Consider the following 25,491-nt stretch of genomic DNA (forward strand, 5'->3'; position numbering starts at 1 on the left):
CCATTACAACGACTCGACGACGGAATCCACGGCTCGTTTGACCTCCGCGCCGCTTTCCACGAACACGAGAACGCGGGGCGGGCGAACCGCCTTCGGGCGGACGCGAATGTCGGATTCAGCGGCTTTTCGTTCGACGGCTTCGACGTCCCCGGTCAGTTCGATACGGACCCTATCAGGATGGACGAACACCTCCGCGAACGGGTCGTCGTCCCCCTCGTGTTCGAGTTCGTAGGCGAGCGCCCCGTCCTCGGTCGATTCGACGTCCGGGTCGGCGTTCACGACGGCGACGGAATCGAGCGGTGGATCCTCCCTGCCGTCGAATTCGGAGGAGAGCAGTTGTGCGATCCGTACCCCGTCCGTAATCTCGTCAACGACCATGGTTCGGATTGGGAGAGCGTCGGTTTACGTTTTGAGATCCGAGAGCGCCTCGGTCGCTTCGGTGTTCACGTCGATACCTTTCTTCCGCGCATAGACGACCGCGGCGGCCTCGACGGTGATTCCGGCGTTCCGCTGGAGTTCGTTGATTTCGGCGACGGCGGTCTGTTTGGTCGTCCCGTGTGCGACGGTCTTGTCGAGCACCTTCTCGAAGGTCGATTGCTCCTGCAAGAGGCTCTCGTCGGGAACGAACTCCTCGGGAATCTCGACTGTCGAGGGGTCGAACTCCGCGACGAGTTCGTCGTCGTCGTGTGACAACAATCCCTGACTGCTGGCGACGTCAACGAGGCGCTTCGCTTGGTCGGGCGAAAACCAGTCCCTGTCGAGCGACAGCGAGACCACAAACTCGCTCTCACGCATGCGTTCGCGCCCCTGCTGCTGAAACGGCGTTGCGACTGCTATCCGCAGACTCATCGTCCGGCGAGACTGGACACGAGGGCCTAAATCTGGCGATGTGGGACTGCGAACCGAGCCATTGAAGTATTTCGTAGGCTACTTCCCCGATATGAAAGACCAAGGACGCTCCACGCGAAAGCGAACCGGTGGACGACTAAAGCCCTTCCACAAGAAGAAAAAGCACGAACTCGGCCGTCAGCCCACCGAAACACAGGTCGGCGAACCGCGTTTCCGCACCACGGACGCCCGTGGCCGTAACTCGAAGATTCGCGCGCTCACGACCAACGTCGCCAACGTGACCGACGGCGGCGAAACGGTCAGCGCGACGATTCAGGACGTGCTCGAAAACGGCGCGAACCCGAACTACGCCCGCCGTAACATCATCACGAAGGGTGCGGTCATCGTCACGAACGAGGGCAAGGCCCGCGTGACCTCCCGTCCCGGCCAGACCGGACAGGTCAACGCCGTCGCCGTCGACGACGAATAATCGACCCCGATTCTTTCGGTTCGCAGGGAACGTAGCGACTGCGTCGTTCCGAGTGAATGATTTGTGCAGTACTCTCGCTGCTGATCGAACTTCCCTGCTTGGCTTGCTCATACTCTTCGTCGCGCCGCCAGCGTCGGCACTGCTGTACGTCTGGCAACGGGGACGACACGCGAGCGTTCGAAAAGCAGTTGTCGAGTAGCTGTCCGGATTCGGTTTTCTACGGGCGCGGCGCGGCCTTTTGGAGCGCAGTCTCGGCGATGTTGCCGCCGTAGTCGGCACACCGAGAGAGCGAGTCGACCACCAGTCCGAGCAGTTGTGCCTGTTGTGGGTCCTGCTTGCGCAGGAGTTTGTCGATCGCGCGCGCGTGTTCGTCGATGTCGAGAATGGACTCTCGCGCGTCGTTCGCCAACTCCGTCGCCTCCTCGCTGTCGTCCGTGAGCAGGGCGTCCATCGCCTCGTCGATGACGGCCGTCGAATCCTCGTGCAGCGCCTCGTAGCTCTCGATGACTTCATCGTCTATCTCGGGGAGCTGAAGCGTGAGCTGGCCTATTTTGGCGGCGTGGTCGGCGATGCGTTCGAGCTGTCGGGCGCTCGAATGGTAGTCGAAACACACCTCGCGGGACATGCCGAGTTCCTCCGTCGCCTTCGCCGTGCGAAGCGTCGCCCGGAAGATACGCGAGACGACGAACCAGAGGCGGTCCACGTCCTCGTCGCGCTCGATCACGTCGCGGGCGATGTCGTTGTCGTTCTCCGCGAGCGCGGTGACGGCGTCTTCGAGCATCGAGAGGGCGATGAGTCGCATGCGCGTGACCGCGTTGTGGATCGACAGTTCCGAGGAGTCCAGCAAGTCCTGAATTACGACCTTGTTCCCCGTTTCTTCGAGGACTTCCAGTCCGACGAGGCTCTGGGTTGCGGCGCTGATCGTACGGCGCTGCTCGGTGGTGATCCGAGTCGCCTCCAGCGTGATGATGTCGAACCCGCTCACGTACATCGTGAACACCGCTCGCCGGAGTTCCTCGTCCTGAAGGTTCGTGATGTCGATCGAGCCTTCCAGTTGCCCGCGTTCGTTCTTCGGCGTGAGCAACAGCGAATCCGATTCGGGATAGAACTCGACGACGCTCCCTGCCTCGACGTCGTTCTCCGTCGCCCACGACTTCGGAAGCGAAACGGTGTACGTCGAACCGCCAGTTACCTGCACCTTGCGCGTCTCCATACCCGGGGAGTGGTTTGGCCGAGACCATAAATCCAACTATATCTATATACTATCTTAGAATTGCGAGTATATCCTCCGAGACTATGGTTCTCGCTCCGATCCTCGTCAGGTGGATGATGGTTTCACAGCAGTAAACGAACAAAATTAGAAAATACATACGTAGTACAAATAACGTCTCTCTGCCAAAGCGACGATATCCCACCGCATACGGCGATTGGTGGTGGATTATGAGATCGCCCGACGTTCGTAGAACAGTACCAAACAGAGGACTATATAGAAATAATAGCAACGTATTATTACGTTCTGTCCTTGGATTTGAGTGTATGTCAGGCAAGTCGTCAGGCGGTGTTTCACGGCGGAAGTTCCTCGCGGCAACGGGAACGACGGGCGCACTCGCGCTTGCGGGATGTAGTAGTCTCGGTGGATCAGGTGGCTCATCCTCCCTCGACGCTGCGGGTTCGTCGTTCGTCGCCCCACTGATGAACAAGTGGGCGGACGAGTACAACAAGAAAAACGATGTCGAGGTCAACTACCGTTCCATCGGATCCGGTGCCGGTGTGAGCAACCTGATGGACAAGACGGTCGTGTTCGCGGGTTCGGACGCGCCGCTCAGCAAGGACCAGTACAAGAAGGTCCAGAAGGAAGGCGGCTGTGTCCACATCCCCGAAAGTCTCGGTGCGATTGCACCCGTGTTCAGCGTCGAGGGCGTGGACAGCCTCAAGATCACCGGCGAAGTCCTCGCCGATATCTTCCTCGGCAACATCACAAAGTGGAACGACTCGAAGCTGAAGAAACTCAACCCCGACGCCAACCTCCCGAGCGCGAACATCACGGTCGCACACCGTTCGGACGCGTCCGGGACGACGTACGGCTTTACCGGCTACCTCAGTCAGGTTAGCAGCAAGTGGAAGAGCCAAATCGGACAGACCGAAACCCCTAGCTGGCCGGTCGGTGTCGGTGGCAAAGGGAACGAGGGCGTCTCGGCGGCGATGAAGAAGCAGAAGAACGCCATCGGGTACGTCGAACTCACCTACGCCAAGCAGAACGACCTCGACGTCTTCAAGATGAAGAACAAGTCCGGAAAGTTCGTCGAAGCGTCCCCGGAAGGCGTCTCGGCGGCGGCGTCCGGCGCGGCGAACGACCTCCCGAAAGGAACGGACGACTGGTCGGACGTCTCCATCAGTAACGCCCCCGGCGAGAAATCGTGGCCCATCTCGACGTTCACGTACGTCATCATGTACAAGGACTTCGGCAAGGCCTACGAGGATTCCTCGAAGGAGGAGATGAAGAAGGCGCTCAAGTTCGTCAAGTGGGCAGTCAACGACGGCCAACAGTACGCGCCGAAACTCCACTACCCGAAACTGCCCAGTCCTGCTGCCAAGCTGGACAATTCGACGCTTAAAAACATGACCTTTAATGGCGACACGGTGCTTTAAGCCGAATTGAGTATTATGTCCGGAACGAACGACGCCGAAACGACGCGGACGGCATTAACCACGACCGACGAGGGCGTGGCGATGGATTCCGCGTTCCGAACGCTTACGCTTTTGGCCGGTTTGGTCATCGTCGGGATTATCGTCGTCATCCTCGGTTCTCTGTTGCTTCGAGCGATGCCGTCGATAGAACAGTTCGGTGTAGGCTTTCTCACCTCCGCCAGTTGGAACTCGACCAAAGAGCAGTTCGGAGCGCTTCCGTTCATCAGCGGAACGGTGCTCACCAGCTTCATGGCGCTCATTCTCGGCGCGCCAGTGAGTATCGGTATCGCCGTCCTGCTCACCCAGTACACGAAAGGAATCGTCCGGGAGACGTTCGTCTTCCTCGTCGAACTGGTCGCCGCAATCCCGAGCGTGATCTACGGCCTCTGGGGATTGCTGTTCTTCGCGCCCATCGTCGATAAGTACGTCATCCCCGCCATCAACGCGACGCCGCTGGGCGTGCTTCCCATCTTCGGGCAGCAGTCCTACAGCTACAACATGCTGCTCGCGTCGCTCGTCCTGGCACTCATGATAACGCCCATCATCGCATCGTTCAGTCGGGAGTCGCTCATCCGCGTCCCGACGGACCAGCGCGATGCAGGCATCGCACTCGGGTTGACGCGCTGGGAGGTCATCACCGGCGTCGTTCTTCCGTACGCGCGCACGGGAATCATCTCCGCTATCATCCTCGGTCTCGGCCGTGCAATCGGTGAAACCATGGCCGTGACCATGCTCATCGGGAATAAGTATCAGGTGACCGCGGACTTCTTCAGTCCCGGCGCGACGATGAGTTCGCTCCTCGCGAACGAGTTCAACCAGAGTCCGAGCGTACTCCACAACTCGGCGCTGTTCGAAGTCGGCTTGGTGTTGTTCCTCGTCGCGTTCGTCGTGAACAGCTTTGCTCGGCTTGCAATCACCCGTCTCTCACACGAGGGGTCGAGCTAGATGTCCTTCGAAACCACCGGCAAACGACATCGGTACCGGAAGATGAAGGCCCGCGTGATGGTCGGTCTCTGCGTCATCGCGCTCCTGTTGGCCATCGTCCCGCTCGGAGCCGTCCTCTTCATGATCGCCACGAAGGGGCTCTCGATGCTCTCGCTGGAGTTCATCACGACGCTCCCGCAATCCCCGATGGCGGGTGACGGCGGCGGCGGTGTCCAGAACGCGATCATCGGTACCTTCTGGGTCGTCTTGGTCTCCTGTCTGTTCAGCATCCCCATCGGTATCCTCTCGGGAATTTATCTCAACGAATACGGCGACAATCGCATCGGACAGACCGTCCGATTCACCACGGAAGTCCTGTCTGGACTCCCGTCCATCATCGCCGGTGTCGTCGTTTACGGCATCGTCGTCGTCGCCATGGGCGGCGTTACCGCGTTCGCCGGTGGGATCGCACTGAGCCTCCTCGCCATCCCGTGGATAACGGTCGCGACCGAGGACGCGCTCGGATTGGTTCCGCAGGCACACCGTGACGCCAGCCTCGCACTCGGCGTGAACCGGACCCACACCACCCTCTGGATCGTGCTGCCGTCAGCGTTGGGCGGCGTCATCACCGGAACGATGCTCGCAGTGGCTCGTGTGGCTGGTGAGACGGCACCGCTGATCTGGACGGCCGGGTTCTCGAAGTTCGAGTTCCACGGCGTGTTCGACCAGACCGCGACGCTGTCGATTCTCATCTACAACTACGCCACCTCGCCGTACGATGCGTGGCACAACGTCGCATGGGGAGCCGCCGTTCTCCTCGTCGGCCTCATCCTCGTGACGAACATCCTCGCACGAGCGATCTGGGCAGTCAAACGGCGTTCAATGGAGGGTAGTCGATAATGTCTCAACAAAACCAAGACAGCACGGTATCGGAAGACCAAAACGGACCTGATCCGAAGAGCGATCAAGACGTATCAATGCGGTCCGTAACCACCGAACGTACCGGCGAGGAAGAGAACCGAGACCTCTCCGAAACGGAGACGAAAATCTCCGTCGAGGACTTGGACGTCTACTACGACGACGATCAAGCGCTCAAGAGCGTGTCGATGGACATCCCGGCCAACAGCGTGACGGCGCTCATCGGTCCGTCCGGCTGTGGGAAATCCACCTTCCTCCGGTGTCTCAATCGGATGAACGACGAGATCGACGCCGCGAGCGTCGAGGGATCGATAGAACTCGACGACGAGGAGATAAACGAGGCCGAAATCGACCTCGTGGAACTCCGACGCCGCGTCGGGATGGTGTTCCAGCAACCCAACCCGTTCCCGAAGTCCATCCGCGAGAACATCACCTACGCGCCGAACAAACACGGCGAGATCAAGACTGGTCTGCTCGACCGCCTGCTCGGACGTGCGAACACCGAGGAAGCCGAAAAGCTGGTCGAAGACAGCCTCCGCGGTGCCGCGATTTGGGACGAGGTGAACGACCGTCTCGACGAGAGCGCGATGGGTCTCTCCGGCGGTCAACAACAGCGACTCTGCATCGCCCGCGCCATCGCCGTCAGTCCGGACGTGATCCTGATGGACGAACCGGCGAGCGCGCTCGACCCCGTCGCCACCTCGAAAATCGAGGACCTCATCACGGACCTCGCGGAGGACTACACGGTCGTCATCGTCACGCACAACATGCAGCAAGCGGCCCGCATCTCCGACCAGACCGCCGTGTTCCTCACCGGCGGCGAACTCGTCGAATACGACAACACAGACAAGATCTTCGAGAACCCCGAAAGTCAGCGCGTCGAAGATTACATTACGGGTAAGTTCGGATAATAATCTATGCCACGAAACGACTATCAGGCGCAACTCACGGACCTCCGTGAGAACGTCCTCTACATGAGCGAGGTCGTGATGGAACGGCTCCGTCTCGGTCTCAACGCACTGGAACAGAAAGACCCGGAACTCGCCCAGGAGGTCATCGAGGGCGACGACGAGGTGAACGAGCTGTATCTCACGCTCGAACAGGACTGCATCGACCTGTTCGCGCTCCAACAGCCCGTCGCGAGCGATCTGCGAATGATCGCCGCGTCGTTCAAGATCATCACCGACCTCGAACGCATCGCCGACCTCGCGGTCAACCTCGGCGAGTACACGCTCGAAGCCGACCACGACGTGTTCCCCGAAGTCGACATTCAGGAACTGGGCACCATCACCCTCGATATGCTGGAAGTGACGATGGACGCCTACGCCGAGAACGACTCGCAAGACTGCTACGCCGTCGCCGAGCGCGACGAGGAACTCGACAATCTCTGTGAACGCGCGAGCGCCCTCGTCGTCCGTGACCTCATCGAGACCGAACTCGAAGAGAACACGGAAAAGGAAATCGAGCGACTCCTGCAGGACGTCTCCCGTCTCCTGCTCACCATCCGCGACCTCGAACGCATCGGCGACCACTCGGTGAACATCGCCGCCCGGACGTTCTACATGGTCGAAAACGACGACGAACTCATCTACTAGCACCTTTTTCTGCGGTCGGGAGCCAAATCAGCGCCACACGGCGCTGATTTCGGCCTACCTCCCTGGAAAAATCTGCACCAAAAGCACAGCGTCACCCCCTCCGAGGGTTCCTCGGCCCGGAAAATCGGAGATTTTCCGGCGTCTCAGAATCGCACCGCGATTTTGATGGCTCGAAAGACCGCAGGTCTTTCGGTGAGTGCGCTGGTCTCCGCGGTTTTGTCGCTGGCCGTTTCTGTCGGTTGTGTTTCCACCAGTGGTTGCGACCAGTCTCGCACAGTCGTTTTCCGAGCCAACAGTCACTTCGAGTTCGTTACCATCCGGGTCCGAGAAGTGAATGCTCGTCTCGGCCACCCTGACTTTGATGTCTCGTTCCCGAAGTCGAGCGGCTACCGGAAAGTGGACAAATCATGTATCAGCATGGGAATAACCGCTAGTCGCTAGAACTCTCTCCGGAAAATCGGAGATTTTCCGGGCCGAGGAACCCTCGAAGAAACGCGACGACTCGCGGAGCGAGTCCGTCGGCGTGACTGAGGGGGTGACGAAGTGCTTTTGGTGCAGATTTTTCCAGGGAGCCAGCAGGAACGACGCGGTTGTCGTTCCTGCCTGCGACCGCAGAAAAAGGTGCTATTGGAAGCCAATGCGGCCGCCGGTCTGGCGCTGCGGACTGGACGACCCGCCCTTGAACTCCTGTTCCATCTGGGAGTAGTAATCGAGCAGGTCCTCGGTGATGGTCGCGCGGACGCTCTCCATCGCGGCGCGGAAGTGTCGCATCTCGACCTCTTCGGCGTCGTCGTCCTCGCGCAGGGCCTCGATTGCGGCCTCGCGGGCGATGGATTCCAGGTCGCTGCCGACGTAGCCGTCGGTCATCTCCGCGAGTTCGCGCAGGCTCACGTCGGGCGCGAGCGGACTGTCCTCGGTGTGGATCTTGAGGATCTGTTCGCGGCCTTCCTCGTCGGGTTGACCGATCATGACGAGACGGTCGAACCGACCGGAGCGGATGAGCGCCGGGTCGATCATGTCCGGGCGGTTGGTCGCGCCGATGACCATCACGTCGCCCTTGTCCTCCAACCCGTCGAGTTCGGTGAGGAGTTGGTTGACGACGCGTTCCGAGACGTTGCTCCCGACTTCCTGTCCCCGTCCGGGGGCGAGGCTGTCGAGTTCGTCGAAGAAGATGACCGTCGGGCTGACCTGCCGCGCCTTGCGGAACGTCTGCCGGATGGCCTTCTCCGATTCACCGACCCACTTCGACAGCAGTTGCGGGCCACGGACGCTGATGAAGTTGGCGTTCGTCTCGTTGGCGACGGCCTTCGCCATGAGCGTCTTCCCGGTTCCGGGCGGCCCGTAGAGCAGGACGCCGGATGGGGGTTCGATTCCCATCCGTTCGAACTTCTCGGGCGAGGAGAGCGGCCACTCGACGCTCTCTTTGACCTGACTCTTGGCGTCTTCGAGGCCACCGACGTCGTCCCACGACACCTTCGGGAGTTCGACCAGCACCTCGCGCATCGCGGAGGGTTCGACCTCGTTCAGCGCGCCGCGGAAGTCCTCGCGCTTGACGATCATCCGGTCGATAAGCGACGGCGGAATGGACTCCTCGTCCAGGTCGATCTCCGGCAGGTAGCGCCGGAGCGCCTTCATCGCGGCCTCCTTGGTCAGGCTCTCGATGTCGGCACCGACGAACCCGTGGGTGTCGTTCGACAGGCCGGGGAGGTTCACGTCGTCCGACAGCGGCATCCCGCGGGTGTGAATCTGCAGGATCTCCGTGCGGCCCTCTTCGTCCGGCACGCCGATCTCGATCTCGCGGTCGAAGCGACCGGGGCGACGGAGCGCCGGATCGACCGAATCGACGCGGTTCGTGGCGGCGATGACGATGACCTGTCCCCGTGCCTCCAACCCGTCCATCATCGTCAGCAGTTGGGCGACGACGCGGCGTTCGACTTCGCCGGTCACGTCCTCGCGCTTCGGCGCGATGGAGTCGAGTTCGTCGATGAAGATGATGGAGGGGGACTCCTCGGCGGCGTCCTCGAAGATTTCACGGAGTTGCTGTTCGGACTCCCCGTAGTATTTCGAGATGATCTCCGGACCAGCGATGGAGAAGAAACTCGCGCTGGTTTCGTTGGCGACGGCCTTCGCCAACAGCGTCTTCCCGGTGCCCGGCGGACCGTGCAGGAGCACACCCTGCGGCGGTTCGATGCCGAGCTTTTGGAAGATCTGCGGGTGCTTCATCGGGAGTTCGACCATCTCCCGCACGCGCTGGATTTCGTTCTGGAGGCCACCGATGTCCTCGTAGGTGATGCCGCCGCCGGTCTTCTCGAAGCCCGATATCGGCTCCTCTCGGAGTTCGACTTCGGTGTCCTCGGTGATGAGACAGACGCCCTGCGGGTCGGTTTCGACCGCGATGAGCGGGATCGCCTGTCCCGGCGAGCGCATGAATGGGTGGTTCGTGCTCGACATGACGGGCACGATATCGCGCTCGACCACCGGGCGCTTCAGAATCTGTCGTTTGACCATTCCGGCCGCGTCGCTGCCGAACTGGACGCTCGCTTCCTCCGGCGGTGCGAGCACGAGTTTGTCGGCCTTGTCGGCCTCTGCTTTGCGGATTTCGACACGTTCGCCGATCCCGACGTCCGCGTTCTGGCGGGTGAAGCCGTCGATACGGACGGTGTCGGTGTTCCAGTCCTGTCGGTCGGCACGCCAGACCTTCGCGGCGGTCGTATCGCCTCCTTCTATCTCGATGATATCTCCGGGGCTCAGCTTCAGATGCAAGAGCGTGTCCGGGTCGAGACGGGCGATGCCGCGTCCCGAATCGTTCGGATACGCCTTCGCCACCTCCAGTTGCACTTCGTTCATGATTGTTCAGTCACAGGGGGGATAGTTGTGGGTGATAGTTCGCAGGGCATAAGTCCTGTGTTACCGGGAACTTCGGCCATCTCCGATACCGTCGGACGGTGCCCGCGTTCGATGGCTGTCACTACGTGGGGGCAGTACAAAGGGATAGTGGTGGCGACATGACCGCAGGGACTTTCCCGTTCCGCGTCGGGGAGCGACGTATGAGAGCGCTTGCGTTCGACGGGCGAATGGGTGCCAGCGGTGATATGATTCTCGGGGCGCTGCTCGACGCGGGAGCGAGCAGGGACGCACTCTCCCCCGTCGAAGACGCGTTGCCGGTGGCGTATTCGGCCGAGAAAACGGTCAAAAACGGGATTTCCTCGACACGCGTTCACGTTCTCCTGACGGAGGGTGATGGAAAATCGGATCGTTCCCACGACCACACTGACGACCACGATCATCACGACGACCACCATAACGACCAGCATCCCACGACGACCACACACACAGCCACCAGCACGAACATAGTCACGATCACGATCACCAGCATTCCCACGACGAGCACCACGACCACGAACACGACCACCACCACCACAATCACGACCACGACCACGATCATCACGATCACCACCACGCCGAGGGTGCCGGTCAGGCCCGAACCTACCGCGAGGTCATCGACGTGCTCGAATCGATGGAACTCGACTCACCCATCGAGCGGGACGCGAAAGCCGTCTTCCGGATCCTGGGCGAAGCGGAGGCGAGCGTCCACGACACCGACCTCGAATCGACGCACTTCCACGAGGTCGGCACCGACGACGCCATCGCGGACATCGTCGGCGCGTCGCTGCTGTTCGCGGACCTCGACGCCGAGCGAATCGTGACGACGCCCCTCGCGACCGGCGGCGGCGAGGTCGGGATGAGTCACGGAACGTTCCCGATACCCGCGCCAGCGGTGGTCGAAATCGCGGCCGGGGCCGAGTGGTCGCTCTCCGGCGGTCCCGTCGAAGCGGAACTGCTCACGCCGACCGGGGCCGCGATTCTCGCCCACTTCGCGGACGGGGTCGAAACCCTGCCGACGCTGAACGTCGAGGACTCGGGCTACGGCGCTGGCGGCTACGATTTCCCGGAGCATCCGAACGTCCTGCGGGTTCTCGTCGGCGAATCGTCGGGTGGCCTCGTGCGCGATGACATCTCTATCCTCGAAACGAACCTGGACGACACGTCGCCGGAGGTGCTCGGCGGGCTACAGGAAACCCTCGCGGATTCGGGTGCGCGGGACGTCTCGGTCGTCCCACTTTCGATGAAGAAATCCCGCCCCGGACACCTCGTGAAGGTCGTCGTCAAACCGGAGGACGCAGCGCGAGTGGCTCGAAAACTGGCCGAGGAGACGGGAACGCTCGGCGTTCGGCAATCGGGTGGCAGTTATCGGTGGATCGCTCGCCGGGAGTTCGAGACGGTGACGCTGGATATCGATGGATCGGAATACGACGTGACGGTGAAGGTCGCGAGCGACGATTCCGGGTCGGTCTTCGACGTGAGCGCGGAGTTCGACGACGCGCAGTCTGTTGCAGAAGAAACGGGAGTGGCGGTGCGGGAAGTCATGCGTCGAGCGGAAGGAATCGTTCACGAAAACGAGTGACTGCGAATTTTCACTCCTCGCGGTGTTCCGCGAGCGCCTCCTCGATGTCAAATCGCCCGCGGCGACCCGCCGTGCGAGTTCCTCGTCTATCTCGCGGTTGTCGGCCGACCGCTCGCGCGACCGGCGTTTGATCACGCCGAGTTCGCCCGCCGTCGGTTCGATGTCGCGCTCCTCCACGATTTCACCTTCCATTCGGGCGATGTTGACCGCCGCGAGAACGTCGCCCATGCCCCGCGCGCCGGTCCCGAGGTACGGCGTCGTTCCGGTTTCGTCCACCAGTTCCACTTGCACGTCTTCGAGTTCGCGGATGAGTTGCGCTCCTTGAAGCCGTGCCCCGTCACCGATTCTGACCACCGGGTCGATGGCATCCTCTATCTCCTCGTGGACCACCTCCGCGGCGTCCGCGAGCGGGACGTGAAACGACGCGATCACCATCTCGCCCGAGAGGACGGCGATACCGGGGCGCGTGCCGGGGTCGATGCCGATGACGGTCCGTCCGTTCTCACCACGGAGCGCGGTCAACGCTTCCTCGACGGCCTTTCGAGGCCGCTTCGGGTCGGCCACGATGACCGGGAGTCCGGTCTGCACCTCGTCGTCCTCCGCCCGGATGACGATCCGTGCACCATCCGGGAGGTCCGAACCCGGTTCGACCGTGGTGAAGCGAACACCCCTGTCGCGTAGCTCGCCGACCACGTCGTGGTACACCTCGAAGTCCTCCGTCGCAACGACGACTGTCACTACCGGGAGTTGGTCGGGGTGGAATAAAGTCGCCACGGTCGCGACGAACACGGATAGAAAACGTAGCGGGACGTTGCGTTCGGTGCAACGACAAAGCAAACCCGCTGACGATTCTCGAACTCGTCGTCGGTCTCGTCTTCGTGTTTAGCTGTTCGCCGGGGGATTTACGACGGTTGCATGTGAGTGTTCCCCATGGATACGAATGCCCTCTCGGATCGTGAGGCGACGGAAGTTGCGGACGGCGTGTATCTCGCACAGTTGGCCGTCGGCCAGCGGATGAGCATCCAGCACTTTCACATTGAACCCGGTGCGACCGTGCCGGAACACAGCCACGAACACGAGCAAACCGGCTTCATCTATGGGGGTGCGCTGACGTTCATCGTGGACGGCGAGGAGTTCACCACCGAACAGGGTGACTCCTACGCGATTCCGAGCGATGAACCCCACGCGGCGGAGAACCGAACCGACAAGCCGGTTCGCGGTATCGATATCTTCAGTCCGCCGCGACTCGACGTACCCTGGGAGTGATGGAAGTAGCCAGAATCGTGTCGGGTGCGATTCACGTCGCGTCGTAACTGAAACTTATTATCGTGAGGGTTGTCCCTCTGCGTGGTAGTGTGCCATGATAGGAATCAGCGGACTGGAGGAGATGTTCGAAAACATGGTGACGGCGCGTCACTACGAGGAACGACTACAGGAGGAGTATCTGGAGGGGAAACAACCGGCGTTCGACATTTCTGCCGGGCCGATACCGGGGGAGTTGCACCTCGCCGCAGGCCACGAGGCGTCCGGCGCAGGTGTGTGTCAGCATCTGCGTGACGACGACACGGTGACGGGACCGCACCGACCGCATCACATCGCCATTGCCAAGGGCGTGGATTTGGAGCGGATGACCGCCGAGATATTCGGCCGTGAGACGGGCCTCTGTCGGGGGAAAGGCGGGCACATGCACCTGTTCGATCCGGACGTGAACTTCGCGGCCAGCGGCATCATCGCCGAGGGGTGTCCACCGGCGGTCGGTGCCGGACTCGCGGCGAAGATTCGAAACGAGGACAGCGTGGCCGTGGCGTTCCTCGGCGAGGGAGCCATCGACCAAGGTGGGTTCCTCGAATCGTTGAACCTCGCCAGCGTCCACGACTTGCCGGTCGTGTTCGTCGTCGAGGACAACGACTGGGCCATCAGCATGCCGAAGGGACGCGTGACGGACGTGGAAAGCGGTGCCCAGCGCGCGGACGGGTTCGACATGCACGGTGAACGTGTCGATTGCGACGACGCGGTGGCCATCTACGAGGCGGCGGGTGAAGCCATCGGCCGCGCCCGGGACGGCAACGGGCCGACGCTGTTGGAGGTGCAGGTACACCGCCGGATGGGTCACTTCATGGGCGACGCCGAAGGGTATCGCCCGACGGAGGACACCGAGCGCGCACAGCGACTCGACGCGATCGACCGACTGGAGGAGGATTTGCGCTCGATGGGAACCGACGATGAAACCATCGATGACATCCGCTCGCGCGCAACGGAGCGCGTCGAGGACGCCATCGCGTGGGCGAAGGAGCAACCGGAACCCGACCCGGAGGAGGCTTACGAGGACGTGTTCGTGAATCCGCCGGACGGCTACGCGGAAACCCTGCGAGGTGATGAGTGATGGCTGAATCGGACGGAAAGGAACTGACGATGAGTCGTGCGATGGTGGACGCCATCGCCCACGAGATGCGCGAAAGCGACGACGTGTTCGTCATGGGCGAGGACATCGCCGACTACGGCGGCATCTTCGACAGCACGCAGGGACTCCTCGACGAGTTCGACCACGACCGAATCATGGACGTGCCCATCAGCGAAACCGCGTTCATCGGCGCGGCGGTCGGCGCGGCCCAACAGGGGATGCGCCCGATTGCCGAGTTGATGTTCGTGGATTTCTTCGGCGTCGCCATGGACCAGATCTACAACCAGATGGCCAAGAACACCTACATGAGCGGCGGGAGCGTCACCGTCCCGATGGTGTTGATGACGGCCGTCGGCGGCACGTACAACGATGCCGCACAGCACTCCCAAACCCTCTACGGAACGTTCGCCCATCTGCCGGGCATGAAGGTGGTCGTCCCGTCCACGGCGTACGACGCCAAAGGACTCATGCACGCGGCCATCCGCGACGACGACCCGGTCGTCTTCATGTTCCACAAGCGCCTGATGGGTATCGGGTGGATGCCCGCCCCGGAGGGACCGAAAACGCCCGTTCCGGACGAGGACTATACCATCGAGTTCGGCGAGGCGGACGTGAAACGTGAAGGCGATGACGTCACCGTCGTCACGCTCGGCCTGCACGTGCACCGTGCGATGGAGGCCGCCAAGGAACTGGCGGATGAGGGCGAAGTGGACGCGGAAGTCATCGACCTCCGGACGTTGGTGCCGCTGGATACCGAGACCATCGTCGAATCGGTGGCGAAGACCGGCCGACTCGTCGTGGTGGACGAGGATTATCACTCGTTCGGCGTCTCGGGAGAGATCATCGCGCGGGCCGCGGAGAACGGACTCTCAGACCTCGACGCGGTCGAACGCGTGACCATGCCGGACGTGCCGATTCCGTACGCCCGCCCGCTGGAACAGGAGGTCAATCCCGGAACCGAAGACATCGCAGACGCCATCCGCTCCGTGAACGATGAGTGACGGAGACCTCGTCCCGGTCGATTCGGCCGCCGTCTGGCCGGAGGATGCGATGGACGTCGAGGAGGCGGTCGTCTCGAACTGGTTCGTCAGCGAGGGAACGCAGGTCGAGGAGGGCGACACCATCGCCGAGATTCAGATCGAGAAGGTGAGCGTGGACGTGCCCGCGCCCGCGACGGGCGAGTTGATGGAACGACTGGTCGGCGAGAACGGTGAGTTCGAACGCGGTGACGCGCTGGCGCGAATTCGGCCTTAGCACGTCGCTGATTTCCGTTTGTTTTCAGAAAGATTTTATTATCGCTCTTATTTCATATCTACATGTCTCGGCTGACACGTCGGGGATTGCTCAAATCCGGTGGGGCGGCGTTCATCGTCGGTCTTGCTGGCTGTTCAGCGCTCAGCGAGCAGTCGCCACCCCCACTTCTGTCGAAACTAGAGGCCGTAAATCACGACCGTCGACCCCACACTCTTCGCGTCCTCTTTCTTGACGATGGAAAGCCTATCTACCGGGCTTCGAAAGAGATCCCCCCGGCCGACGGGTCCAATACGGGACCCATCCGTTTCGAAGGCTACCCGACCAAACCGGACGGGTATGTGCTCCACGTTCGCATCCAAGACCAGCCCAAATCCGGTTGGAGACGGTTCAATTTCGACCAACCGAACACCTCGTGTTACGGATTGTTGTTATGGATCAGTGCCAAGAACGGACATCCGTTCGTCGATCTCTGGCAGACAACTGGGACGCTCTCGTGCGAAGGAGTCCGAACGACGAACGAGAGCGAGTAAGGGAGTCATCCAGTTAACCGATAGCTCCGACGAGTCGAGCAGTAAGAATATAACGAGATAGTGGAGCCCAAAAACATTCTACGAAAGTTTCTCGATATTCCCAGAAATCTTCGATTTATGGGCGCACGAAAAGTTGTATATAACAACTTTTCGATGTCTTCGCGGCGGAGCCGCGAAGGTCAGAAAAACTCTCTACGAGAGTTTTTCTATATTCTCGACGATGGCGTCAGCGTACTCGCTGGTGGCGAGTTTGTTGCCGCCTTCGATCTGGCGTTCGAGGTCGTAGGTGACGTCGCCGGAGGAGATGGTCTCCTCGACGGCGTCGTAGACGAGTTGGCTGGCGTCCTTCCAACCCATGTAGTCGAGCATGAGACGGCCGGAGAGGATCATCGCGGTCGGGTTGACCTTGTCCTCACCGGCGTATTTCGGGGCGGAACCGTGGACCGGTTCCGCGAGACAGCGGTGTTCACCGAAGTTCGCACCCGGTGCGATGCCGAGACCACCGATTTGGGCACCGGCGGCGTCGGACATGTAGTCGCCGTTCAGGTTCATCGTGGCGATAACGTCGTACTCGTCGGTACGGGTCAACAACTGCTGGAGCATGTTGTCCGCGATGCGGTCCTTGACCACGATCTTGTCCTCGGGCTGTTCGCCGTCGTACTCGTCCCAAAGCTCGTCCTCGGTGATGGTGACGTCGCCGAACTCCTCCTCCGCGAGTTCGTAGCCCCAGTCACGGAACGCGCCTTCGGTGAACTTCATGATGTTACCCTTGTGGACGAGGGTGACGGAGTCGAGTTCGTTCTCGATGGCGTACTCGATCGCTTCGCGGACGAGACGCTTCGAGCCGAACTCCGTGATGGGCTTGATGCCGATGCCGACCGGACCGTCGTGGATCACGTCGTCGTAGCCCATGTCCTCCTCGACGAAGGTCTTGACTTCCTCGACTTCGTCGGTTCCGGCTTCCCACTCGATACCGGCGTAGACGTCCTCCGTGTTCTCACGGAAGAAGACCATGTCCATCGCCTCGGGGTGTTTGACGGGCGACGGGACGCCGTCGAGGTGGTAGGTCGGGCGCACGTTCGCGTACAGGTCGAGCGTCTTGCGGAGCGCGACGTTCAGGCTGCGGAAGCCCGCGCCGACGGGCGTCGTGAGCGGCCCCTTGATCGCGATGTTGAACTCCTTGATCGCCTCGACGGTGTCGTCGGGGAGGTTCTCGTCGTACTTGTCGCGGGCGCTCGAACCGGCGTAGACGCGCATCCAATTGATCTCTCGGCCGGTCGCTTTCGCGGCGGCGTCGAGAACTTTCTGTGCTGCCGGGCCGACGTCCGTCCCGATTCCGTCCCCGTGAATGATGGGGATGATGGGGTTCTCCGGTACGTCGAGTTCGCCTGTCTCCTCGTCGTACGTGATTTGGGCCCCGTCTTCTGGAACCTCTACTTTGTCGTACTCGTAGCTCATGAACGTGTGAACATCGGAAGGTGGAGGATAAAAGGCCTGCCGTTTGTCTTTGCGTGTGCGATATACTCCCTTTGATTCCTAGAATGTTGTGACGGGAACGGTCGCAATCTCCTCCCACACACAAAATATTTGTTCGGATAAAATTGAGCAACTCTCGATGAAATCAATAGGACCACTGAAACTTCGACGGTTGGGTCTCGTCGTCGCAGCGTTCGGGTTGTTTTTCACCCTGTTCGGTCTCTATCAAGTGTACGTCTTTTGGAACTCACCGCCTCCGTCGATCACTTCCGGAAATTCTCCTTCAGCCACGAAGATCGGAATCGTTTTGGCTGGAATCATCTTCCTCGTGGTCGGTTTATACCTCACATGGAAGATTTATCGGTGGTCTCTCGCCCCCCCAACCGGGCCTCGTTCTACAGCAGAGACATCTCCGACGGAATCGACGGTACCGCTGAAAATCCGACGATTAGGGCTTGCCGTCGCGGCGTTCGGGCTGTTTTTCACACTCGCTTTGCTTCATAAGGTGTACGTATTTTGGACCGCTCCACCTCGGCTATTCACTGCGCACACTTCGCCTCTCATCGTGAATGCCTCGCTCGTTTCGACGGGAATCATCGTTCTCGTGGTCGGCCTGTACGTCACGCGGAACATCTATCGGTGGTCCGTCGCAACCCCGGACTCTCGTCGTTCCGAGTAGCCGCTTCGGATTCGCTCTCGAATCACTGTCCGAGGACGATTACGACGTATCCTCCAACACGATCAAAAATATGAATCGCGTGCGTCAGCAACCGTCGTCCGAGTCGTCGGAACCACCCTCATCGGAATCGTCGGAGCTGCTGTCTCCGCTTCCGTCGCCGGACTTGGCAGCGGTCAACGCGACGAGGTCCACCCCCGCAGCCGTCATGTAGATGGTGTTCCCGACGGGAATCAACTCCTCTGGAAGTGTATTCTCGAACGTATGCTTCGAGATTCGTTCACCGGTCTCGGCGTCACAGGCGACGATGGAATCCGGCGACGGGTCGTACGTCGAGTCGGGGTCGGGGGCTGGTGCCTCGGTGTAGTACACCACATCGCCGCTGACGACGAGTTCCTGCTGTCGTTCGCCGAGGTCTTTTGTCCACAGTTCGTCCCCGGTTTCCGCGTCGAGCGCGTGGTGTTGCGTACTCTCGACGTGTAGGTGTACCCGTCCGTCGCCAACCGAACGTACGTCGATGTACTTGTTCTCCGGTTCGCCTTGCGGCGTGTACGTCCACGACCAGACCGTCTCTCCGGTTTCGGGGTCGAGGGAGAGGAGTTCGTCGAATGCGTCGTAGAAGAGGTCCGACTCGGTCGCCAACAGTTCCACCACCCCTACGTCTTCGAATTCTCGGCCCCACTCGGTCTCCCCAGTGGCAGCCGACAAGGAGTACAGTGTCCCCGCCTGGCCATCGTCGGACTTGACGGAGACGTACACTGAGTCGTCCGTCGCTACTACCAGACCGTCGAATCTACTCCCGAAGTCTTGCGTCCACTGTACGCCCCCGTCTTTTCTCGATACGGACGTGAGGCCTCGCCCTCCGACCGCATCCTCGAAGACGAGTCCGTCGTGGGTCAAGACGAGCCAGCTGTTTCCGTTCTCGATCGACCACACCTCGTCACCAGTTGCCGCGTCGAACGCCCGTGTTCCCTTGCCCCAATCTTCGTTCCAGCTGAGATAAACCCGACCGTCGGCGACGGCGAGGTTGTTACTACCGAAGTTCTTTTGAATACCACCCGCTTCGACTTCGACGTTCCACCGTTCTGTACCAGTGGCCGCATCGAGCGCGTACAGCGTTTGTTTGTACGGTTCGCTCGTGGCATCGTGAATATTGGTTATCGCGTAGACGGTGCCGTCCGAGACGAGTGGCAAGTCGATGCCGTCGTCCGAGAGGTCGAACTCCCACCGCGACGTCACCGCTCCCGTCGGGGGATTCGGATTCTGATTGTAGCGCGTCATACCGCTGTCCTGCTGCAGTAGCGCCCACCCCGTGTCGTCGAAGCTTAGTTCGAAATCGGCGTACTCGGCAAGAACGGACTTGGAGGAACTGGTACTGTTGGCGGTTCGTTTGGCGATGGCGGTCCCGCTTCCGACGAGACCGAGGGCGGCCATCGACAGCACGGTTCGTCGGTTTGCTTTGAGTCGGTCGCTCATGCAACTACTGATGAATATTAATACATTTTAATTATCAGTATTATAATTAAATATCCAGGCAAAATACTCCATTAGCAGTCAGATAATCCAACAGTATCCGTGGGAATATTGTCGTATCCATTGAACTGGTTCGAAGGGAAACGAATTCGCGTACCGGACTGCCGTTTGACGTGTATTTAAGCCACCGCACGCGAGAGCACCCCCATGAACGTCATCGTGCACGGCGGTGCGGGCGGCGAACCCGACGAACCGACACCTCGACAGGGCGTCCTCGACGAAGCGGCGCAGGTCGGCGGCGAAGCGGAAACGGTCGTGGACGCCGTCGAAGCCGCGGTCCACGTCCTCGAATCCTCGCCGCGATTCAACGCCGGTGTCGGCGGTGCGGTCCAGAGCGACGGGGTAGTCAGAACCGACGCGGGAATCATGACGAGCGACCGCGAAGCGGGCGCGGCCTGTTCCATGCCCGGCGTCGAACACGCCGTCAGCGCGGCCCGCGTCGTGATGGAGGAGACGCCGCACGTGTTCGTCAGCGGCGAGCACGCGGTGGACCTCGCCGCCGACTTCGGCGTCGAAACGGGCGTCGACCTCTGGAGCGAAAAAAGCCGGGAGCGATGGGCGGAGGAGGATACGCCCGAGGGGTCGCCGAGCGAGCATCTCGATTTGCTTCGCGAGAAATTCGGGGGGAGCGCGGCGCGCAGCGCCGCGGAGGAGTCGAGCGGGGGCGACCCGCGAGACCACGATACGGTCGGCGCTGTCGCCTACGACGGCACGCAGTTCGCGGCGGCGACTTCGACCGGCGGTAGATGGCTCGCGCTCGCTGGGCGGGTCGGCGACGTGCCGCAAATCGGAAGCGGGTTCTACGCGGCCCCCGCCGGTGCGGCGAGTTCGACCGGTGCCGGTGAGGACATCGCCAAAGCGACGCTCACCCGCCGAGCGGTTCGCCACCTCGAATCGGGATACGATGCAGGGGAAGCGGCGGACCGCGCAATCGAGGAGTTCGCGGAACTCACCGGATCGGAAGCGGGCGTCATCGTTCTCGACCGCGATGGTAATTCCGGAAGCGCGTTCAACACCGACGCGATGCAGACCGCCGTGAACCGGTAGATTCGTCGCATTGCCCCCGTTTCGCCGTAACGCAAACTCTTTCCGGCGTTCGGATGAATAACGGAGTATGAGCGAAGAGGTAGACCTCTCTGCCGAGAAGTACGAAAAGCATCGGGAAGCCGGTGAAATCCTCGCACAGGTGCGAGCGGAGGCGGCCGAAAAAGTCGACGTCGGCGTGACCCACCTCGAAGTCGCGGAGTTCGCCGAGGACCGAATCCGCGAACTCGGCGGGAAACCGGCGTTCCCCGTCAACATCAGCATCGACGAGGAGGCCGCCCACGCGACGCCGGGCATCGACGACGAAACCACGTTCGGCGAGGACATGGTCAACCTCGACATCGGCGTCCACGTCGATGGCTGGCTGGCGGACACCGCGATTACGGTGGACCTCTCCGGGAACGACGACCTCGTGGAGGCGAGCGCGGAAGCGCTCGACGCCGCGCTCGAAATCGTCGAACCGGGAGTCGAGACCGGCGAAATCGGGGCGAAAATCGAGTCCGTCATCGACGGATACGGCTACAACCCCGTCGTCAATCTCTCGGGACACGGTCTCGCCCACTACGAACAGCACACGGACCCGAACATCCCGAACCTCGCCGTCGAACGCGGCGTCGAACTGGAAGTCGGTGACGTTGTCGCCATCGAACCGTTCGCCACGGACGGCAGCGGGAAAGTCGGCGAAGGAGCGGAGGAGGAGATTTTCGCCCTCGAACGGGAATCGTCGGTTCGTGATCGAAGCGCCCGGAAAGCGCTCTCACAGATCACCGAGGAGTTCCGTACCCTTCCGTTCGCCACTCGGTGGTTGGACGTCTCCCGACCGACGATGGCACTCCGCCGCTTGAAGATGAACGACATCGTTCACGGCTACCCGGTGCTCAAGGAAGAGGACGGCTACCTCGTCAGCCAGAAGGAACACTCGGTCATCGTCACCGAGGACGGTTGTGAAGTGTTCACTGAATAATCAACTTTTCTGTAGTCATATTTCGGTGACACGTGCTCCGGAACGACCACGAGATCGAGGATAGTGACTGCCGCCGACTAGAATCAGCGATTCGATTACGCGTTGTTCATCCGCTGGCTTTTCTCCTCACCACACGACTGACATCGCGTGACTCGGTACGGTTCTCGGGAGAACTCGGCGTTTTCCCGTTTCTTGCTCTCGGTTCTGATTTCCACGGAGACCTCGTGTGACGTCTCGCGGCCGCAATTATCGCACAGTTCTACCATTGCCGAGAACCCCTGATTTTTTGTTGCCATAGTGACTTCCTGCTCGGATCATACAAGCCCTGACACGAGCATAAAAACCCCTCTCTGTTGGGTGGCGTTCGAACCGTTTATTCCAACGCCTTCTTGCGGTTTTGCCATTCCACGGGTTCTGAGTGTCCCATTTCGTTTATAGAGCTCCCTGAACCGTTAATGAGGCTGGAACACTCTACAACAGCCGAATACTTTAAATACTTGATTAGGGGTTAAGTCCGAGGACGGCCGAGCGGAGAAATACGAGAACCGGGATTATCTCCAGACGACCGACCCACATGTTAAGAACGAGCATCCCCTCGCCGAGCGACGACATCGTCGGGCCGACGATTCCGGTCGAGAGTCCGACGTTCCCCTGTGCGCTGGCGACTTCGAACAACGAGTCCGCGTAACCGTGCCCCGGCGCGACGTTGACGAGAACGAGGCTCCCCGAGATGAGCAGGATTATCCACAGCATACTCACGATTGACGCCTCGCTGAACTCCTCGAACATCTGGTCTCGCTTGAGCACGCGGTCCCCGATTCGGACGTTGACGACGGCCGAAGACGGGAGGAAGACACGGGTGAACTCCCACTGAATCCCTTTGCTTATCATGTAGCCACGGATGATTTTGATGCCGCCGACCGTGCTCCCGGCGGCCCCGCCGAGCACCATCGCCGCGCTGAGGATGAGTTTCCCACCGGCGCTCCACTTCCCGATATCAGAGGACTGAAAGCCGGTGCAGGTCAGCGCGCTCACGAACTGAAACGTCGCATCGCGGGCCGCGTCGGCCGCCGTCGGCGACACTCCGAGATTTCCGAGTCCGATCCAACCGACCGCGCCGAACGCCTCGCTCGCGGTTGGGAGTGCGACGATGTTCTGGATGGAGAGACCGAGGATGCCGACGGCGTAGAGGATGAACAGCCAGCGCGTCTGGGTGTCCGAAATCAGCGGTTTCGCGTCCCTGTTCCGAAGCATGACGTAGTGAATCGGGAACGCGATTGCGCCGAGCGTCATGATGGGGAGCAACACCCCTTCGACCAGCGGCGAATCGTAGGACTGGATGGAGTTGTCCGTCACGCTGAACCCGCCCGTCGAAAGCGCGGTCATCGCCTCGTTGAGCGCCTGCCAGAAGACGTCGAACAGCGGTAACTCCGGCTTTGCGACGAGGATGGCGAGAAACAGCGCCGACACGGAAATCGCGGTGTAGAGCAGGAAGATACGCCACACGGTCTGGACGGTGTGGATGATGCTCGGATGAATCCGCTCCTCCCGTGCTTCCGCCCGGTAGAGCGCGTAGCTCCCGCTCCCGGGTCGGGCGAGGATTGCGGTCGTGAGGACGATAACGCCGACGCCGCCGACCCACTGGATGAACGACCGCCACCACTGGACGGCACGCGGCAACGACGGTTCGTGTACCGCCATCGTCAGGCCGCTCCCCGTCCACCCGGACATGCTCTCGAACAGCGCGTGAAGCGGGTTTTGGAAGTACGCGAGGCTCGACATCGTGGTCGCGCCGCCGACCTGGATCGGTTGATACTCCGCCCCGACCGGAACGTAGGTGTTCATCACCGAAACCGGCGTGAGGTGTGCGGCGAGAAACAGCGGCAATCCACCGAACACCGCGGTGGCGAACCACCCTCCGGCGGCGATGACCATCCCGTGTTTCATCACCGGATCGGGTGCGTCCTCGAAGAGCCTCCGGGCCGCACCCCCCATTCCGGCCGTGATTCCCCCGGAAAGCAGGAACGCGAGCGCCACGTACCACTCCCGAAACGCCAGCGCGACGACGACGGTGAACGTCATCATCACGGCCTGTATCAGGACGAGTGCACCCACGTCCCGAAGGATGGTTGCGAGGTGTGCCGGAACGCCCGCGACCGTATTGCGTCGAACCATCTCAGCCGTGATCCTCGTAGTGACCGAAGATGTCGGTCACTTTCGGCGTCGCACCGTTTTCGGAGAAGACGGTGACCACGTCTCCGCCCTCTATTTTCGTGTTTCCGCGGGGCGTGATGACCTCGTTCTCGCGGTCGATAGCGACGACGAGCATTCCCTCGTCGAACAACCCGTCGTCCGCCGCTTCCGACAGCGTGAGACCGGCGATGGGGGCGTAGGAATCGACCGTGATTTCGAACACCTCGGCCGTCTTTCCGACCTTCATGTAATCCTTGATGGACGGGCGTTTGACCGCCCGATAGAGGTAGTTCGCGATGAGTCGTTGCGGGTTCTCGATGACGTTCACGCCGAGTTGGCGGAAGATGCTCATGTGCTCGGTGTTGTGCACCACCGAGACGAGCGACGGGATTTCCAGTTCCTGTCCCAGCAGGCAGACCATGATGTTCGTCGCGTCCTGGTCCGTCGTACTGATGAGCGCGTCCGCGCGGTTCGCCCCCGCTTCCTCCAACGTGTCGAGAATCGTCGCGTCGTTGTGGAGGACGAGACAGTCGAACTCCACCGACGCGCGTTCCGCCCGCTCGGCGTCCTTTTCGATTACCACCACGTCGTTGTTGTCCTGTGTCGCAATGCCGATGAGTTGCGAGCCGATATCGCCCGCGCCGACGATGATGAGATACATTCGTTACTCCTTCCTCCGGAGTCATCGGTTGAAAAGATACTGTTGTCACGTCTCTCTGACATCGTCCTCCGCCGGTCGTGACGGCGGTTCGATTCCGGTAAGTGTTCCTTTCGACACGGTTATGAATGGCTTAAATCGACTGTAACCGCTGTTTAGAGGGAAATTCGTTCACTTCGGGACTAGCCCTGCACTTCCCGCTCGAAACGACCGCCCCCGAGACGAGTCTGAAAACCTAAACCGTCCCCCGACGACATCCCGATATGAAACAGGTCTTCGCACCGTGGCGGATGGAGTGGGTCGAGCGCGATAGCGACGAGGAGTTCGACGGCTGTGTTTTCTGCGAGTTCCCGCGTCGGGAGAACGCGCGGGAACATCTTGTCGTCGCGCGCAACGACCGCGCGTTCGTCATGCTCAACAACTACCCGTACAACCCGGGGCACGCGATGGTGATTCCGGACGTGCACGAGAGCGACTACGCGAACCTCGACGACGAAACACTGCTCGGCCACGCACACCTGAAACAGCGGACGTTCGACGCGATGGAGGCCGCGTTCGGGCCGGACGGCTTCAACGCCGGACTGAACATCGGCGAGGGGAGCGGCGGGTCCATCGACCACCTGCACACGCACGTCGTCCCGCGCTGGAGCGGCGACACGAACTTCATGCCCGTCATCTCGGACACGAAAGTCATCGTGGAGGGGCTCGATGACACCTACGAGAAACTGCACGCCGCGTTCGCCGAACAGGAGGGTGCGACCGTGCCGAACCCGGACGCGGCGGTTTCGTTCGAGGAGTGAGTTCGTCGCCGACTCCCGCCGACAACGATCCGCCCGCCGACAACGACCCGCCCG

General features: G+C 61.1%; 22 protein-coding genes and 2 pseudogenes. 14 read left to right on the forward strand and 10 right to left on the reverse strand.

Going from position 1 to position 25,491, the window contains the following annotated elements; translation table 11 throughout:
- Window positions 1–3: 3 nt before the first annotated feature.
- Both A4G99_RS07115 and A4G99_RS07120 read right to left on the reverse strand, forming a co-directional pair.
- Complete coding sequence (locus tag A4G99_RS07115) at window positions 4–378, reverse strand: hypothetical protein (RefSeq protein WP_066141241.1); 375 nt, start codon at window positions 376–378, stop codon at window positions 4–6.
- 24 nt (window positions 379–402) lie between these two features.
- Window positions 403–849, reverse strand: a complete 447-nt coding sequence (locus A4G99_RS07120) for a DUF2240 family protein (protein ID WP_066141242.1) — start codon at window positions 847–849, stop codon at window positions 403–405.
- Window positions 850–940: 91 nt separating this feature from the next.
- Here A4G99_RS07120 and A4G99_RS07125 point away from each other — a divergent pair, with 91 nt between their 5' ends.
- On the forward strand, window positions 941–1,318 hold the full coding sequence (locus A4G99_RS07125; RefSeq protein ID WP_066141244.1) for a 30S ribosomal protein S8e: 378 nt from the start codon (window positions 941–943) through the stop codon (window positions 1,316–1,318).
- A gap of 217 nt (window positions 1,319–1,535) precedes the next feature.
- Here the strand turns inward: A4G99_RS07125 and A4G99_RS07130 are convergent, their stop codons facing one another.
- Window positions 1,536–2,531: a phosphate uptake regulator PhoU gene (locus A4G99_RS07130; RefSeq protein ID WP_066141246.1), complete on the reverse strand. Its 996-nt coding sequence runs from the start codon at window positions 2,529–2,531 to the stop codon at window positions 1,536–1,538.
- Window positions 2,532–2,854: 323 nt separating this feature from the next.
- Here A4G99_RS07130 and pstS point away from each other — a divergent pair, with 323 nt between their 5' ends.
- The 5 genes from pstS (at window position 2,855) to phoU (ending at window position 7,443) form a co-directional block, all read left to right on the forward strand.
- A complete protein-coding gene (gene pstS, locus A4G99_RS07135) occupies window positions 2,855–3,967 on the forward strand; it encodes a phosphate ABC transporter substrate-binding protein PstS (protein ID WP_190303714.1) in 1,113 nt (370 codons plus the stop codon).
- A 15-nt stretch (window positions 3,968–3,982) separates the two neighbouring features.
- On the forward strand, window positions 3,983–4,951 hold the full coding sequence (gene pstC, locus A4G99_RS07140) for a phosphate ABC transporter permease subunit PstC (protein WP_082837725.1): 969 nt from the start codon (window positions 3,983–3,985) through the stop codon (window positions 4,949–4,951).
- Complete coding sequence (gene pstA, locus A4G99_RS07145) at window positions 4,952–5,830, forward strand: phosphate ABC transporter permease PstA (protein ID WP_082837726.1); 879 nt, start codon at window positions 4,952–4,954, stop codon at window positions 5,828–5,830.
- 77 nt (window positions 5,831–5,907) lie between these two features.
- Window positions 5,908–6,759 carry a phosphate ABC transporter ATP-binding protein PstB gene (gene pstB / locus A4G99_RS07150; RefSeq protein WP_150123051.1) on the forward strand — a complete coding sequence of 284 codons (852 nt, stop codon included), beginning with the start codon at window positions 5,908–5,910 and terminating at the stop codon, window positions 6,757–6,759.
- Window positions 6,760–6,765: 6 nt separating this feature from the next.
- Entirely contained in the window at window positions 6,766–7,443 is a 678-nt protein-coding gene (phoU, locus tag A4G99_RS07155) for a phosphate signaling complex protein PhoU (RefSeq protein WP_066141254.1), read from the forward strand.
- A gap of 624 nt (window positions 7,444–8,067) precedes the next feature.
- On the opposite strand, the gene A4G99_RS07160 is transcribed toward phoU, so the two are convergent.
- Window positions 8,068–10,290, reverse strand: a complete 2,223-nt coding sequence (locus A4G99_RS07160; RefSeq protein WP_066141257.1) for a CDC48 family AAA ATPase — start codon at window positions 10,288–10,290, stop codon at window positions 8,068–8,070.
- 200 nt (window positions 10,291–10,490) lie between these two features.
- On the opposite strand from A4G99_RS07160, the pseudogene larC reads away from it, so the two are divergent.
- A pseudogene (gene larC, locus A4G99_RS07165) lies at window positions 10,491–11,908 on the forward strand (nickel pincer cofactor biosynthesis protein LarC).
- Between the two features lie 10 nt (window positions 11,909–11,918).
- Here larC and A4G99_RS27040 read toward each other — a convergent pair.
- Window positions 11,919–12,646 (reverse strand): annotated as a pseudogene (locus A4G99_RS27040) (hypothetical protein).
- 192 nt (window positions 12,647–12,838) lie between these two features.
- Here A4G99_RS27040 and A4G99_RS07175 point away from each other — a divergent pair.
- The 4 genes from A4G99_RS07175 to A4G99_RS07190 all read left to right on the forward strand — a co-directional run bounded on the left by A4G99_RS07175 (window position 12,839) and on the right by A4G99_RS07190 (window position 15,563).
- Window positions 12,839–13,174, forward strand: coding sequence for a cupin domain-containing protein (locus A4G99_RS07175; protein WP_066141260.1), 336 nt, complete (start codon window positions 12,839–12,841; stop codon window positions 13,172–13,174).
- A gap of 121 nt (window positions 13,175–13,295) precedes the next feature.
- A complete protein-coding gene (locus A4G99_RS07180; RefSeq protein WP_066142431.1) occupies window positions 13,296–14,291 on the forward strand; it encodes a thiamine pyrophosphate-dependent dehydrogenase E1 component subunit alpha in 996 nt (331 codons plus the stop codon).
- Window positions 14,291–15,310 (forward strand): alpha-ketoacid dehydrogenase subunit beta, encoded by a 1,020-nt coding sequence (locus A4G99_RS07185; RefSeq protein WP_066141263.1) that lies wholly within the window; start codon window positions 14,291–14,293, stop codon window positions 15,308–15,310. Before A4G99_RS07180 ends, A4G99_RS07185 begins: the two co-directional genes overlap by 1 nt.
- Window positions 15,303–15,563: a lipoyl domain-containing protein gene (locus tag A4G99_RS07190; RefSeq protein WP_066141264.1), complete on the forward strand. Its 261-nt coding sequence runs from the start codon at window positions 15,303–15,305 to the stop codon at window positions 15,561–15,563. Before A4G99_RS07185 ends, A4G99_RS07190 begins: the two co-directional genes overlap by 8 nt.
- 722 nt (window positions 15,564–16,285) lie before the next feature.
- On the opposite strand, the gene icd is transcribed toward A4G99_RS07190, so the two are convergent.
- The gene (gene icd, locus A4G99_RS07200) at window positions 16,286–17,551 is read right to left on the reverse strand and encodes an isocitrate dehydrogenase (NADP(+)) (RefSeq protein ID WP_066141269.1); all 1,266 of its coding nucleotides are present in this window, start codon (window positions 17,549–17,551) and stop codon (window positions 16,286–16,288) included.
- A gap of 781 nt (window positions 17,552–18,332) precedes the next feature.
- Entirely contained in the window at window positions 18,333–19,721 is a 1,389-nt protein-coding gene (locus A4G99_RS07205) for a PQQ-binding-like beta-propeller repeat protein (RefSeq protein ID WP_066141271.1), read from the reverse strand.
- Between the two features lie 204 nt (window positions 19,722–19,925).
- Between A4G99_RS07205 and A4G99_RS07210 the strand changes: the two genes are divergently transcribed.
- Together A4G99_RS07210 and map are read left to right on the forward strand one after the other, a co-directional pair.
- Window positions 19,926–20,825, forward strand: coding sequence for an isoaspartyl peptidase/L-asparaginase (locus tag A4G99_RS07210; RefSeq protein ID WP_066141273.1), 900 nt, complete (start codon window positions 19,926–19,928; stop codon window positions 20,823–20,825).
- A gap of 67 nt (window positions 20,826–20,892) precedes the next feature.
- Window positions 20,893–21,786: a type II methionyl aminopeptidase gene (gene map, locus A4G99_RS07215; protein WP_066141275.1), complete on the forward strand. Its 894-nt coding sequence runs from the start codon at window positions 20,893–20,895 to the stop codon at window positions 21,784–21,786.
- Window positions 21,787–21,881: 95 nt separating this feature from the next.
- Here the strand turns inward: map and A4G99_RS07220 are convergent, their stop codons facing one another.
- The 3 genes from A4G99_RS07220 to A4G99_RS07230 form a co-directional block, all read right to left on the reverse strand.
- Window positions 21,882–22,082, reverse strand: a complete 201-nt coding sequence (locus A4G99_RS07220) for a hypothetical protein (protein ID WP_066141277.1) — start codon at window positions 22,080–22,082, stop codon at window positions 21,882–21,884.
- Between the two features lie 205 nt (window positions 22,083–22,287).
- A complete protein-coding gene (locus tag A4G99_RS07225) occupies window positions 22,288–23,961 on the reverse strand; it encodes a TrkH family potassium uptake protein (protein ID WP_066141281.1) in 1,674 nt (557 codons plus the stop codon).
- 1 nt (window position 23,962) lies between these two features.
- Entirely contained in the window at window positions 23,963–24,640 is a 678-nt protein-coding gene (locus A4G99_RS07230) for a TrkA family potassium uptake protein (RefSeq protein ID WP_066141284.1), read from the reverse strand.
- Between the two features lie 260 nt (window positions 24,641–24,900).
- Between A4G99_RS07230 and A4G99_RS07235 the strand changes: the two genes are divergently transcribed.
- The gene (locus A4G99_RS07235; protein WP_066141287.1) at window positions 24,901–25,437 is read left to right on the forward strand and encodes an HIT domain-containing protein; all 537 of its coding nucleotides are present in this window, start codon (window positions 24,901–24,903) and stop codon (window positions 25,435–25,437) included.
- Window positions 25,438–25,491: the final 54 nt, after the last annotated feature.

The sequence above is a fragment of the Haladaptatus sp. R4 genome, assembly GCF_001625445.1.
In the GTDB taxonomy this organism is placed as follows: domain Archaea; phylum Halobacteriota; class Halobacteria; order Halobacteriales; family Haladaptataceae; genus Haladaptatus.